This window comes from Acinetobacter sp. 24-47-62 (genome assembly GCF_056779765.1).
The window spans coordinates 80,699-95,332 of the sequence record NZ_JBWYIN010000005.1 but is presented as its reverse complement, the minus strand read 5'-3'; the positions used below and the strand labels follow the sequence as shown (position 1 = coordinate 95,332).

Annotated in this window: 9 protein-coding genes; 3 read left to right on the top strand and 6 right to left on the bottom strand. The window is 38.0% G+C overall.

Translation table 11 applies throughout. The features are described 5' to 3' along the window. Positions 1–81 precede the first annotated feature (81 nt). Together gyrA and serC are read left to right on the top strand one after the other, a co-directional pair. Positions 82–3,057, top strand: a complete 2,976-nt coding sequence (gene gyrA / locus AC1M87_RS05440; RefSeq protein ID WP_481593162.1) for a DNA gyrase subunit A — start codon at positions 82–84, stop codon at positions 3,055–3,057. A 633-nt stretch (positions 3,058–3,690) separates the two neighbouring features. Beyond that, entirely contained in the window at positions 3,691–4,773 is a 1,083-nt protein-coding gene (gene serC, locus AC1M87_RS05435; protein WP_035266433.1) for a 3-phosphoserine/phosphohydroxythreonine transaminase, read from the top strand. 82 nt (positions 4,774–4,855) lie between these two features. Here the strand turns inward: serC and AC1M87_RS05430 are convergent, their stop codons facing one another. From AC1M87_RS05430 to argG, 6 genes are all read right to left on the bottom strand, one after another. After that, complete coding sequence (locus AC1M87_RS05430; RefSeq protein WP_171076764.1) at positions 4,856–5,005, bottom strand: hypothetical protein; 150 nt, start codon at positions 5,003–5,005, stop codon at positions 4,856–4,858. A 35-nt stretch (positions 5,006–5,040) separates the two neighbouring features. Continuing rightward, positions 5,041–5,982, bottom strand: coding sequence for a hypothetical protein (locus AC1M87_RS05425; protein WP_481593161.1), 942 nt, complete (start codon positions 5,980–5,982; stop codon positions 5,041–5,043). A gap of 152 nt (positions 5,983–6,134) precedes the next feature. Continuing rightward, positions 6,135–8,642 carry a TonB-dependent receptor plug domain-containing protein gene (locus AC1M87_RS05420; protein WP_481593160.1) on the bottom strand — a complete coding sequence of 836 codons (2,508 nt, stop codon included), beginning with the start codon at positions 8,640–8,642 and terminating at the stop codon, positions 6,135–6,137. A 215-nt stretch (positions 8,643–8,857) separates the two neighbouring features. Next, positions 8,858–9,514, bottom strand: coding sequence for a ribonuclease T (rnt, locus tag AC1M87_RS05415; protein WP_035266446.1), 657 nt, complete (start codon positions 9,512–9,514; stop codon positions 8,858–8,860). Continuing rightward, positions 9,499–10,533 carry a dihydroorotase gene (pyrC, locus tag AC1M87_RS05410; RefSeq protein WP_092766254.1) on the bottom strand — a complete coding sequence of 345 codons (1,035 nt, stop codon included), beginning with the start codon at positions 10,531–10,533 and terminating at the stop codon, positions 9,499–9,501. Before pyrC ends, rnt begins: the two co-directional genes overlap by 16 nt. A gap of 226 nt (positions 10,534–10,759) precedes the next feature. Next, positions 10,760–12,100: an argininosuccinate synthase gene (gene argG / locus AC1M87_RS05405; RefSeq protein ID WP_481593159.1), complete on the bottom strand. Its 1,341-nt coding sequence runs from the start codon at positions 12,098–12,100 to the stop codon at positions 10,760–10,762. A gap of 428 nt (positions 12,101–12,528) precedes the next feature. Between argG and AC1M87_RS05400 the strand changes: the two genes are divergently transcribed. Beyond that, on the top strand, positions 12,529–14,562 hold the full coding sequence (locus tag AC1M87_RS05400) for an oxidoreductase (RefSeq protein ID WP_481588517.1): 2,034 nt from the start codon (positions 12,529–12,531) through the stop codon (positions 14,560–14,562). Positions 14,563–14,634 lie beyond the last annotated feature (72 nt).

The following is a 14,634-nucleotide window of genomic DNA, read 5'->3' as shown; positions in this document are numbered from 1 at the left end:
ATAGATTTTGGGCTAATTTTTTGCAAGATTGATTATATAAATCGAGCAGTTTCTTCAAGCTGTTTGTAATAAGGAGTATGCATGAGCGTATCGGAAATTCGACCGATTGCCATTGAGGATGAACTGAAGAGCTCATATCTCGACTATGCTATGAGTGTCATTGTCTCTCGTGCACTACCAGACGTTAGAGATGGTTTAAAGCCAGTTCATCGCCGTGTTCTTTATGCGATGCATGAGCTTGGAAATGATTATAACAAAGCTTACAAAAAATCAGCGCGTGTCGTTGGTGATGTAATCGGTAAATACCACCCTCATGGTGACTCTGCTGTATACGAAACAATCGTTCGTATGGCACAAGATTTCAGTTTACGTTATCAGTTGGTTGATGGTCAGGGTAACTTCGGCTCTGTTGATGGTGACAGTGCAGCAGCGATGCGTTATACCGAAGTGCGTATGCGTAAATTAACGCATGAACTGTTAGCTGATTTAGAAAAAGATACAGTAGAGTGGGAAGATAACTACGACGGTTCAGAGCGTATTCCACAAGTTATGCCAACTCGTGTGCCAAATTTACTCATTAATGGTGTCACGGGTATTGCTGTAGGTATGGCAACCAATATGGCGCCGCATAATATGACTGAAGTGGTCAATGCGTGCTTAGCCTATGCCAATAATCCGAATATCAGTATTGAAGGATTGATGGAGCATATTTCGGGTCCAGACTTTCCTACAGGCGGTATCATTTACGGTAAATCAGGTATTGTTGATGCTTATCGTACTGGTAAAGGTCGTTTATTTATTCGTGGTAAGTACCATTTAGAAGAAGACCAAAAAACAGGTCGTACGACGATTGTATTCACTGAAATTCCATATCAAGTGAACAAAGCAAAAACGATTGAACGTATTGCTGAACTTGTGAAAGAGAAGAAGCTCGAAGGTATTTCAGAGTTACGCGACGAATCTGATAAAGAAGGGATGCGTATTGCAATTGACTTAAAGCGTGGCGAAAACGCTGAAGTAATTGTTAATAATTTATTCCAAAATACTCAGCTTCAAAATTCATTCAGTATTAATATGGTTTGCTTGGATAATGGCCAGCCAAAGCTGATGAATTTAAAAGACATCATTGCTGCTTTCATTCGCCATCGTCAAGAAGTTGTAACACGTCGTACGATGTTCGAATTACGTAAAGCGCGTGAACGTGGTCATATCTTGGAAGGTTTAACGGTTGCTTTAGCAAATATTGATGCCATCATCGAAACCATTAAAACCTCTGCGAATCCGCAAGAAGCACGTGAACGTTTGCAAGCAGGGGAATGGTCTGCAGGTGGTGTAGTTGCTTTATTGGAAAAAGCAGGTTCAGTTTCTGTTCGCCCAGATGAGATTGAGGGTGAAGATCCTAATAAACCGTTTGGATTATCTGGCAATATTTATCGTCTCTCGCCGACTCAAGTGGGTGCAATTTTAGAATTACGTTTGCATCGTTTAACTGGTTTAGAACAAGATAAGCTGCATGCAGAATATTCTGAAATTTTGGCACAAATTGCAGAGTTGACAGCAATTCTTAATGATTTTGAATTGTTGATGAACGTGATTCGTGAAGAGCTTTCACTTATTCTTCAGCAATACGGTGATGAGCGTCGTACTGCGATTGTAGAATCTCGTGTAGATTTCTCTCGTGAGGATTTAATTCCAGAAGAACAAGTTGTTTTAACCGTTTCTCAATCAGGCTATGCGAAAACACAGCCACTTTCTGATTATGCTGCGCAACGTCGTGGTGGGCGTGGTAAATCAGCAACGTCTATGAAAGAAGATGATTACATTCAACATTTGATTGTGACATCTAACCATGCAACAGTTTTATGCTTTACCAATGTCGGCAAAGTCTATCGCTTAAAAGTTTTTGAAGTGCCTCAAGCTTCTCGTGGTGCAAAAGGTCGTCCTATGGTGAACTTATTGCCATTAGATGAAAATGAGACAATTACTGCTATTCTGCCAGTGATTGATGCACCGAAGAAATTTAAAGAACGTCTAGCCGATTTCCGTCAGTTTGTTAAATCTCATCAAGCTCAATTACAGCAAAACGAAATCATTGCTGCACACTATGATGCATTAGAAAAATCATTTGCTGATCTAGCAGATGGTGACGATCTATCGGACGAATTGCGTACACATCTGAAAGAGTTAGGAGTTGAATTATCAACTACAGATCTTGATGATGAAGTAGTAGTTGAATTTGCTGAGCTTGCAGAAAACTTACGTAAAAACTTCTATGTCTTTATGGCAACTGAATACGGTACGATCAAGCGAGTTGAACTTGAGCAGTTCTCTAATGTACGTTCAAATGGTTTACGTGCAATCGAGTTAGCTGGAGATGACCGTTTAATTGGTGTTGCGATTACTGACGGTGAACAACAAATTATGTTGTTCTCGAATGAAGGTAAAGCGATTCGATTTGCAGAAACTGATGTACGTGCAATGGGTCGTTCTGCGAAAGGTGTACGTGGTATGCGTGTCACCATTGGATTGGCTCAAGCGGAAGAAATTGAAGACAATGATGTAGATTCAGAAGATGAAGATACGGATTCTAATTTCTTAAGCCGTATTGTTTCATTAGTTGTTGTCCCGGCAACAGGTGAAGTGCTATGTGCTTCAGCTAATGGTTACGGTAAGCGTACGCCAGTGGATGACTTCCCGACCAAGAAACGTGGTGGTAAAGGCGTCATTGCGATCAAGACATCTGATCGTAATGGTGAGCTGGTTGGTGCCGTAGCGATCGATGTCAGTAAAGAAGTCATGCTGATTTCTGATGGTGGTACGCTAGTACGTACTCGTGCATCTGAAATTGCTCAGACGGGTCGTAATGCACAAGGTGTACGTTTAATCCGCTTAGGTGAAAACGAGACATTGGTTGGTGTTGAAGCGATTGAAGCTGTTGAGGAAGATGATTTTATAGAATCAGTTGAAGGTGAAGAGGCTTCAATTGAATCTAATGAATCAGTAGATACTCAAGAAATTGATACGACTGATAGCGATGAAAAATCTACAGATGAGTAATTTGTAGGAATTAAAAAAGGACGCTGAAGCGTCCTTTTTTAATTAACAATAGTCTAAAAAAGAATTTTAATTAAAAATGAAACTCAAATTTAATTATAGCTTGCTGATTGTAATAGCACTGTTTATAACAGCATGTAGTGAACCCTTTCATTTCAGCTGAATGAAGGAGAGAGGGGAATCTGAGGAATATTGTTCATAAACAAAACATTCAGCTGTAAATACTGATGCGCTTTATGATGCAGTTCGAGATAAAAATAATGAAATGGTTGTTGAAATTGTAGATCAAGATATAAAAGATGGATTTTTATTACACAGTCATTTTAAAAGAGTCAGCTATGAATGATATGGTGAGATGTTTTAATTGTTCGCATGAAATGAAAGACAATACAACGAAATAGTCATAATAAATTTTGTCAGATTGAGAGCTGTTGTAGTGAGCGATTTAAACTTACTAACTACGGTGTCTCTCAAAATATAGTAAACATAAATCTCTGATAAATGTAGAGCTTATTGAAAAAATAGCTTTAGTGTGAAAACAAGATTGAAATTATTTAAGTTGAATATACTGCAAGCTATGGTTATCTGTGGTTAAATGCCATCATTTTATTGTGTTTCACTCTGAAAGGAAAAATCATGCGCGCGTACAACTTCTGTGCTGGTCCTGCGGCATTACCTACTGCTGTATTAGAAAAAGCTCAAGCTGAGATGCTTGATTGGCAGGGTAAGGGCCTATCAATCATGGAAATGAGTCATCGTAGTGCAGACTACGTCGCTGTTGCTGAAAAAGCAGAAGCAGACTTACGCAAGTTGATGAATATTCCTGAGAACTACAAAGTGCTTTTCTTACAGGGTGGTGCTTCTCTACAATTCTCTGCGATTCCATTGAATCTATTAGGGAAAAATAACAAAGCAGATTATATCCATACTGGCATTTGGTCTGAAAAAGCTTTAAAAGAAGCAAAACGTTATGGCGAAATTAACGTGATCGAAGCTGGTATTAAAGATGCAGATGGTAATCTTGCAATTTCTGATGAAAGTACATGGAATTTATCTGCTGATGCTGCCTATGTTCATTATGCAGATAACGAAACGATTGGTGGTATTCAATTTAAAAATATCCCAACTACGGATAAACCACTGGTTGCAGATTTATCTTCTAGTATTTTGTCGGCACCAATTGATGTTTCAAAATTCGGTCTTATTTACGCGGGTGCGCAAAAAAATATCGGTCCTGCTGGTTTAACATTGGTAATCATTCGCGATGATTTATTAGATCAAGCAAAAGAAGAAATTCCGAGCATCTTGAAGTATTCAGCGCAAGCGAAGAACGATTCTATGGTGAATACACCTTCTACTTATGCTTGGTATTTATCAGGCTTAGTATTTGAATGGTTGCTTGAACAGGGTGGTGTAGAGGCAATTCATCAAGTGAACCAGCAAAAAGCTGAATTATTGTATGGTTATATTGATTCAAGTGACTTCTATGCAAATCCAATTGCGAAAGAATATCGTTCAATTATGAATGTACCATTTACATTGGCGAAGCCTGAACTTGAAAAGCAATTCCTGAAAGAAGCAGAGGAAAATAATTTGTTAAATCTTGCAGGACATCGTTCAGTAGGTGGTATGCGTGCGAGTATTTACAATGCAGTGCCACTTGAAGGTGTACAAGCACTTGTGAAATTTATGGATGATTTTGCGAAGCGTAATGCTTAAAATCAGTTCGTAAAAAAGCCTGTCATATGACAGGCTTTTTTATGTGTCTAAAACGTAGATGAAAGTAATCAACGCTAATTTATTAAAATGCTGGAATAAGATTGGTAAAGTGGAAAATAAAAGCAGCGAGGAAAACACCTAAGAAAAAGAAACAGTAAGCACCCTTGTCTACACGAATACGAGGGCGTGCTTGTTCCATTAAGCCTGTTGATTGTTCCGGTATAATTTTCATCTAGGAGCCTAAATATTACTTTATATAGTTAAATCCTATTTATTTGATGTATTTTTAGCATAAATATTCGCCTGAATCCATATATTTCCACGAATATATTGACCAATTTCGAAATTTTTATAATTCTCATCCTTAGTCGCGATACGAATAAGTGTAGCAGGTTGGTTTTCTTCCAAAATAAGTGTTACATCATAAAGTTGATAAAATTGATCGTTGAACTGCATTTGGGTCTTGCCAACCACTTTTCCTTGGAACCAGGCCTCATCTTCCTGACCCATGGTTTCACCGTACAAGTAAGCCACCATTTTCGAAAAATCGACCGTTACAGGTTCTTTATCGGCATCTGATTTAGGTTCCCAAGCATCAATCAGCTGCTGTAAATTATCTGGCGCTACACCATTGTGTTCACTCAAAATTTCATTTAAAGCACGATGGTGTTTAATTGAAGCTGGATCATCCACAACAATTTGTTCTTGATCAGCAACTTTTTCTAGCTCATAAGCCCACGCATTTAATTGGACTTTATAAGATTGATTTTTTTGGTATTGAATTTGGTTAACACTGTATAAGCTATCAAAAGCATAAACCACACTATTATCACTAACTTTTAATTGTAACACTGCTTGCGTGTTGGACTTACATGTAATGATGCGTTCAATCGTCGCGTTCAACGTATAAGGACTATCAAAAGTAGGGAAGGCTGTTTTGACTGCTTTAGGTTTATTGTCTTCTACAGCAATGACTTGAACCAATTGGATAGGTTGTTGTCTAGGTCCTTGAATTAGCCAAACATTCGGATCCATATCTTGTTCTTCAGCACAAATCCCCATCGGCATGACAGGTGCATTTAGTGCTTCACTCAACCATTTTGGAACCTGAACAGTCGGATCATCAGTTAACAGCGCCCAATGTTCTACATGGCTACCAAAGCTTTGATCTTCTATCGTAATAATTTCAGGTTTGTTTTGATTGTTCATATGCTCATTCTAAGATTGAGTGAATTACTTTATGTAATATCGAGGATAATTGATATTTTTCAAGTCTTGAATTGTTTTTTCTTTATGCAATCCAAAAGTTTAACGTGGCATAAATGAAAAAGAGCACCTAAGTGCTCTATGGGAATCATGAGTTAGAACTTAAATGTAACATCTGCAATGAATTGACGACCGATTTCAGGACTTGGTGTTGGTGTCACTGAGGATGTATTGGAAGAAAAATACTCATTTTTACGGTTAAGTACATTATTAATGGTTAAACCAAAAATAGTTTGCGTATTCTTTGAACTCGGTATTGTGTAGGTAGTACGCATATCCCAATTCAAAGCATTTTTCGTTTTATATGCAGTGTAAGTGTCATATTTCATACCATCGAGTTCATAGACAAATTCAGTTTTACTGGTACTCAGGGTTTTTTTCATACCTGGTGTCCCTGCACGATAGCTAAGATAATGATTAATATTTAAAGGAATATTATTAAAACCAATATTCCAATCTAGTCTAACTGTCCATGGTGTATTGAAATTATCAGTGGGTTTATCTTCAGCATTAATCAGTTTGCCATCATAATAAATTTGTGATGTACCTGTGTAGTAGTTGCTTTCATAGCTATCAAAATTACGATTTGTATCTGTCATATCGGCATTTAGGCTTAAATAATGCACAGAATTTTTAAATACAAGTGGTTTAATATTTTTTAAAGAGAACGTTAATATTTCAGCTTCAGATTTTCCTGAGTTGTTATAAGACTTATTACCTTGCTGCTGGCGTAATTGGTCTTTGTTCTCTCGCTGAACATATTTTAAACCAGTATTGATGTTCCAAATATTGGTGTTAAAAGCAAATACAGATTCATCTGAAAACGGCGTATCCAGCTCTGACCTTGATTTGAAGGATGGCATATACGTCGGATCGAGTTCCCAACCTTCAGAAAGACTATTTCTCTTAAATTTTGTCTGTAATCGACCTCGTTGATCTTGTAATTCGTTGGCGAATGCGTTTAAACCATAATAGCGATTCCAACCAGCCGTGATAAATAATTGATCATTGCCAAATGGCTTCAAAACAAATGAACTACGAGGTGCAATATTTGTATTTTGAGTCAGTGAATCATAATCAGCTCTTAAGCCTAAACTAGATTGAATAAATGGATTAACATAAATTGAATCTTCGAGATATGCATGCCAACGATCTTGGCGTACATTGATTTGTCCTGCATCATATTTAAATCGTTGCGTTAAATATTGCCCGTCAATTGAATTGCCTTCGTCACAAGCATCATAACGACGACCATCAGAAGCGTAACAGTTTAAGTTTTCAATATTTTTGGAAGCGATAGTAGTTGTGTAATAATTATTAGAAACTTCAGGTCTTTCCCAATACGCTTCATAATGACCATAACCTGCACCCACTTTGAATTGGTGTGATGAGTTCGCAAAGTTTATTGGTTCAAATAGGGCTTTGATTGAGTATTCGAGTTTTTTTTCTTCTTGTGATAATGCACCATAGTTTCCATAAGATTGCGTACTTAAATTCGGATTCCAATTCTTTGTTGAAGATCGAGCCCACACATACGCATCCTGCTCTGCCTTTCGCGAGTTTTTTTGTGTTTGATAATTAAGTTGTTGTTCTAACCGAACAGCATTTAATTTATTTTTTAAATTGATATAAATACTTTGACTATCAGATATTTGCGTGTTTTCTGAGTTTAAAAATGTAGCATTGAAGTACTCACCTTCATTTTCAAATAGCTGAGTTCCTATTTTTAATGAGGTTTTATCTGAAGGTGTATAGAAGAGTTCGACACCATAATTGCTCGCAGCACGTGTTTGGTCTAATTCTGCTGGCTCAATAAAATTCGTTTTTAATGGAATTAAGGAATGTCGAAAAGAGCCAAAAGCATTGAAACCTAATTGGTCTGTGAGGTTACCATACAGTGTTGCACTGACTCCTTGTTTAGTAAAGAAAGGTTGATTTTTTTCACTGTTGGAGGTTTCAAATTCCTGTTGGCTTTCTGGATCAGGAAAGTTGATTTTAGACCAAGAATCAGATGTATAATCATAGATAATATTACCGTGAATTTTGCCTACCTCAGTTTTTGGTGCGCAGGTTTCTGCACTCACTACACCGCCAGTAAATTCACCATATTCAGCGCTCACATTGCTATCAAGCAGTTTAATATTACAAATCAGGTCTGCATTGACTGAAACAGCTTGACTAGAGCCGAGTAGTTCATTATTTGAGTTCGATGTTGTTGCACCCACAGGGTTAATATTATTGTTGATGCTCATCCCATTGATTAGAAATTTATTTTCATAGGGTAAACCGCCATTGATGCTAATTTCGGCTGGGCTAAGTTCACCTTGTTGTAAGCCACTTTTAAAATTATTACCAAATTGCACATTAGGATTTACTTTTAAAAAATCAGTAATGTTCTTAGAACTATTGGGTGTCTTGTCTAAGTCATCCTTCGTATAAAGGGTTTTTCCAACTTCTTGTTGCTCAGTTGCATTCGTTACAATTGTATTGAGTTTGATTGAATCATCATTAGCTGTTGAATTTATTTCTGTTTCATTTGCACAAACTGTAGTTGAGAGAATCGTAAGAATGGCTAAATTTAATTTTGAGCGTACAAATGACATGATTTAACATTGAGAGAATAAAAACGATAGCGATTATCATTTAATAATACTTATTTCACAATATTAATGAGAATAATTATCAATACTATATTACGATTAACATAATATAAAAAAGCGATAGTTAAAAATTGGAACAAAAAGCCCCAATACTTTTCAATTAAGATCAATCCACAGGATGATCAAGATTTCTAAAATATTGGGGTATTTAAAGATTTTTACTCTGAAACGAGTGTTTCAAGTAAATGGGGCGCTAATTTATTTAAAATATAGCAGAATAATTCAGCTGTTTTCTGTGTGTCATACAAAGCAGAGTGGGCTTCTTTACCATCAAACTCGATGCCAGCTTGAATACATGATTTAGCCAAAACAGTTTGTCCGAACATCACAGCACTCAAAGTCACCGTATCAAAAACCGAGAAACTATGAAATGGATTTTGATTCTTAGTTCCAGTACGTGCAATTGCCGCTTTTAAAAAACCAAGATCAAAATGAGCATTGTGTCCAACTAGCACAGCATGTGTGCATTGTTGTTGTTTGCGTACCTCATTAATTGCTTTAAACATACGTTTAAGTGCAGACTTTTCATCTTCTGCCATCGCTACACGCATTGGATTAAAAGGATCAATGCCAATGAAGTCGAGTGAGCGACGATCTAAATTTGCACCTTCAAATGGATTGATGTGTGCATGATGCGCTTGACCAGGTACAAACTTTCCAGACTCGTCGTAAATGATTGGAATACATGCTATTTCGAGCAATGCATCAGTATCTGCATTAAAACCAGCTGTTTCCACGTCAACAACCACGGGTAGGAACCCGCGGAAGCGTTGACCGATGACAGGTAATGTTTCAGTGGTCACACTTTTCTCCATTGAATTGTTTTACCTGCATAAAGAGGAATGATCTGTTCGCCATCTAAATATTCAAGGCTTTCAGGAATCACTTGATCTTCTTTGATCAATGTAATGGTTTCAGTATTACGAGGTAAACCATAGAAATCCGCACCAAAGAATGAAGCGAAACCTTCAAGACGTTCAATTTTACCGACTTGATCGAATGCTTGAGCATACAATTCAATTGCAGTTGGAGCGCTATAACACCCAGCGCAGCCACATGCATTTTCTTTCGCATTTTTAGAATGCGGAGCGCTGTCAGTACCTAAGAAAAATTTAGGGTTGCCACTTGTTGCGACTTCTAACAAAGTTTGCTGATGTGTCTGGCGTTTTAAAATTGGCAAACAATAGAAATGCGGTTTAACACCACCAACCAACATGTCATTGCGATTGAATAACAAATGTTGTGGTGTAATCGTCGCTGCCACGTTGCGATCTTGCTCAAGTACAAAATGTGCAGCTTCGCTTGTGGTGATATGTTCTAAAACTAATTTCAATTTTGGAAATTGTTTAAGCAGCGGTGCTAAAACTTCATCTAAGAAACGTTTTTCACGATCGAAAATATCAACATGATGATGTGTTACTTCGCCGTGGAGTAAGAGAGGAACCTGATGTTCTTCAAGTTGCTCAATGACGCTATACACTTTACGTATATCACTAACGCCATTATCAGAATTCGTGGTTGCTCCAGCAGGGTAAAGCTTAATTGCATTTACATATGGAGATTTTTTAATTTTTTGTACTTCTTCAGGAGAAGTATGATCCGTAAAGTAAAGCACCATACGAGGATCGAATTTTACATTTTCAGGAACATGCGCCATGATTCTTTCACGATAGGCATGTGCCTCTTCCACAGTTTTTACAGGTGGAACTGTATTTGGCATACAGATTGCGCGATGAAATTGCTTCGCCAAATCAGGAACAGTACGTTGAAGTGCTAAACCATCTCTTAAATGAGCGTGCCAATCATCTGGCTGGATTAAAGTGATCGTATTCAAGGCAAGTCTTACTGAAAAAATAACATAGATGATAATCGATATTGCTTGAAATTGATAACGACAAAAGCCGATAAAAGGGGTTTTACATCTATTTGTGCTGATTAATATAAAAATGAAGCATACGTTGGATGAATGAGTCATTATTCATCTAGGGAACAACGATAGATTTTCATGTCCAAATAAAAAACCGCGCTCAAAGCGCGGTTTTTTAGGACTAAACTAAATCTTAGTTTTTGTCTTTAAGTTGTGGAACAGCAGAACCTGTACCTACAGCAAGTAAACCTGCACCAGTATAGATTCCTAACTTAGCGCGAGTATCTGTAATGTCTAGGTTACGCATGGTTAATTGACCAATACGATCCATTGGAGTAAATACAGAATCACCTTTTTCCATGGTTAAGCGTTCAGCTTCATAGGTAAGGTTTTCAGATTCAGTGTTCATGATCGTATAGTCATTACCACGACGAAGTTCTAAAGTCACAGTACCTGTGATTGCTTTAGCAACCCAACGTTGCGCAGTTTCACGAAGCATAAGCGCTTGAGAGTCGAACCAACGACCTTGGTAAAGTAAACGACCTAAACGTAAACCGTTGATTCGGTACTGTTCAATGGTATCTTCGTTATGAATACCAGTCACAAGACGTTCGTAAGCAATATGCAGAAGCGCCATACCTGGAGCTTCATAAATACCGCGAGATTTCGCTTCAATGATACGGTTTTCGATTTGGTCAGACATACCTAGACCATGACGACCACCGATACGGTTCGCTTCAAGAATTAACTCAACTGGATCTTCGATACGTTGACCGTTAAGAGCAACAGGGAAGCCTTCTTTAAATGTGATTGAAACTTCTTCAGGTGCGATTTCAACGTCTTCTTTCCAGAATGCAACACCCATAATCGGTTCAACGATTTTGATACCAGCATCAAGATACTCAAGATCTTTCGCTTCGTGAGTTGCACCAAGCATGTTTGAGTCTGTTGAGTATGCTTTTTCTTTTGACATTTTATAGTCAAAACCGTTGTCGATGAGGAACTGTGACATTTCTGCACGGCCACCAAGCTCATCGATAAATGTTTGGTCTAACCAAGGTTTGTAAATTTTAAGTGCTGGGTTCGTTAATAGACCATAACGGTAGAAACGCTCAATGTCGTTACCTTTATAAGTAGATCCGTCACCCCAAATGTTGACGTCATCTTCTTTCATCGCAGTAACAAGCATTGTACCTGTGACTGCACGACCAAGTGGCGTTGTATTGAAGTAAGGTACACCACCTGTAGAGATATGGAATGCGCCACATTGAATTGCTGCAATACCTTCTAATGCAAGTTGTAAACGGCAATCCACTAAGCGTGCTTTAACAGCACCATAAGCTTCAGCTTTCTTTGGAATAGCATCGTAATCATCTTCATCTGGCTGACCTAAGTTTGCTGTATACGCATAAGGTTCAGCACCTTTTTGTTTCATCCACAATAGAGCTGCAGAAGTATCAAGACCACCAGAGAAGGCAATACCAACTTTTTTGCCTACAGGTACATTCTGTAAGATAGTTGCATTATCAGACATTGTTCATCCTAACGATAGAATATAGGCACCTAGAAAATTGGTAACCTGAAAAATATATTTCTTCAATTGTAGCACTTTTCATTGGTAATTTTTTTTAAAAAAAGATACGTGGTGCAAAAATATTAGAATAAGTAGCAATATTTCGTCGAAACTTAGAAGTAATAGGTAGTGCTTAATCTAATTCATGATTTCTTCTTGAAAATAATACAGCGCATTTATGAAGATTTTTATGCATCAATTTATTTTATTGCAATTTTTCAAAGCGAACTTAGTGAAAAATATTTTTTGTAAGTGATTGAATATTAATATCTAATTTCATAGTTGGTAATTTATTATAGAAAAAGACAAAAAATTGCCATAAACAGTTATGAAAAAAGAAGTATAGTTTTATGCAACAAGTTGCAAAGCCCATAAAATAAGGAATTGCCATGACAACTCGCTATGCAAATATATTAAAACCTCTTGATCTTGGTTTCACTACCCTAAAAAATCGTGTCGTGATGGGATCGATGCATACCGGTCTAGAAGATCGTTTTTATAACTATCCTAAATTAGCAGCATATTTTGGTGAGCGTGCTAAAGGGGGCGTAGGTCTCATCATTACAGGTGGTATTTCCCCTAACCGTCAGGGCTGGCTGCTTCCAGCTGGTGGCACAATGAATACCTTAGGTGATGTTGCCCCACACCGATTAGTGACACATGCAGTTCATAAACATGGTGCAAAAATTTTAATGCAAATTTTGCATTCAGGGCGTTATGGTTATCAACCATTTGTGGTTTCTGCAAGCCCAATAAAATCGCCGATCTCACCATTTAAACCACGTCAGATGTCTGAAAAACAAATTCTGGATACGATTCAAGATTATGCGGCTACAGCAAGTATCGCGAAAAAAGCTGGCTATGATGGTGTTGAAATCATGGGATCAGAAGGCTATTTGCTGAACCAATTTATGAGTCGTCATGTCAATCAGCGTACAGACCAATGGGGCGGGGAAATAGAAAACCGTATGCGCTTTGCAGTTGAAATTGTTAAGGCAATTCGCGCGAAAGTTGGCGAAAAATTTATCATTTGTTTCCGTTTATCTATGCTCGATTTAGTTCATGACGGTAATACAATGAATGAAGTGATCACGGTGGCTAAAGCGCTAGAAGAAGCGGGTATCACATTATTGAATACAGGTATTGGTTGGCATGAAGCTCGTGTGCCAACAATTGTAACCTCTGTTCCACGTGCGGCATTTGTAGATTATACCGCTGAGGTGAAAAAACATGTGTCTGTGCCTGTGATTGCATCCAACCGAATCAATATGCCTGAAACTGCCGAAGCTATTTTGGCTGAAGGTAAAGCCGACATGATTCAAATGGCTCGACCATTATTGGCAGATGCTTTCTGGGTGAATAAAACTGCGACTAATCGTGTCGATGAAATTAATACGTGTATTGCGTGTAATCAGGCTTGTTTGGATCATACTTTCAAAAATAAACGTGCCACATGTTTAGTGAATCCACGTGCAGCCTATGAAACTGAACTGGTTTATTTAAAAACCAAGAAGCCAAAAAAAGTAGCTGTTGTGGGTGGTGGTGTAGCTGGAATGTCGGCAGCGACCGTTGCTGCCAGTCGTGGTCATCTAGTTACTTTATTTGAAGCCACTAATGATGTAGGGGGACAATTCAACTTAGCGAAAGTTGTTCCTGGGAAAGAAGAGTTTCATGAAACCATTCGCTATTTTAAAGTCCAAATTGAGCGCACTGGGGTTGAACTTCGTTTAAATACTAAAGTTAATCGTGAACAGCTTGAGCGTGAAGGCTTTGATGAAGTGATTGTTGCGACAGGCGTTGTTCCACGTGCATTGAAGATCGAAGGAAGTGATGCACCACAAGTTTTATCTTATGCAGAAGTATTAAGAGGTGCGCCTGTGGGTCAAAAGGTAGCAGTAATTGGTGCTGGTGGTATCGGATTTGATGTGTCAGAGTTTTTATTAAAACCTGAACATCAGCCACAGCCACAACCTTTGGCAGAATGGAAACGTGAGTGGGGAGTTGATCCTGATATTCAGTATGTTTCTGAAGGTGGTTTACAACCTGCTGAAGTGGATCGTCCAGTTCGCGAAATATATTTATTGCAACGTAAGACAACGCCTTTGGGTATAGGATTAGGTAAAACCTCTGGTTGGGTTCACCGCGCCCAATTAAAAAAACATCATGTGAAAATGTTGCGTGGCGTTCAATACAAATCAGTGAGTGATGAAGGTCTGTGGATCGAAGTTGGTGGACATGATCAATTATTACGAGTCGATACTATCGTTGTTTGTGCAGGGCAAGAATCTGTTAAAGAGATTATGCCATCAGAGACTGAAACAACTTTAGCGAAATATCACATTATTGGTGGTGCAAAGCTTGCTGCTGAGCTTGATGCTAAGCGTGCGATTCGTGAAGGTGCTGAAATTGCAGCCAAAATTTAATAAATTTGAATCATTTGGTGAAACTATATTCACTTGAATGGTTTGATTGTAATTTTTACTTGTCATGATATG

Excerpts from the sequence above, each read along its gene's own strand:
- AC1M87_RS05420 (WP_481593160.1), bottom strand. The coding sequence starts at position 8,642 with ATGTCATTTGTACGCTCAAAATTAAATTTAGCCATTCTTACGATTCTC.
- AC1M87_RS05430 (WP_171076764.1), bottom strand. The coding sequence starts at position 5,005 with ATGAAAATTATACCGGAACAATCAACAGGCTTAATGGAACAAGCACGC.
- rnt (WP_035266446.1), bottom strand. The coding sequence starts at position 9,514 with ATGGAGAAAAGTGTGACCACTGAAACATTACCTGTCATCGGTCAACGC.
- serC (WP_035266433.1), top strand. The coding sequence starts at position 3,691 with ATGCGCGCGTACAACTTCTGTGCTGGTCCTGCGGCATTACCTACTGCT.
- AC1M87_RS05425 (WP_481593161.1), bottom strand. The coding sequence starts at position 5,982 with ATGAACAATCAAAACAAACCTGAAATTATTACGATAGAAGATCAAAGC.
- argG (WP_481593159.1), bottom strand. The coding sequence starts at position 12,100 with ATGTCTGATAATGCAACTATCTTACAGAATGTACCTGTAGGCAAAAAA.
- gyrA (WP_481593162.1), top strand. The coding sequence starts at position 82 with ATGAGCGTATCGGAAATTCGACCGATTGCCATTGAGGATGAACTGAAG.
- AC1M87_RS05400 (WP_481588517.1), top strand. The coding sequence starts at position 12,529 with ATGACAACTCGCTATGCAAATATATTAAAACCTCTTGATCTTGGTTTC.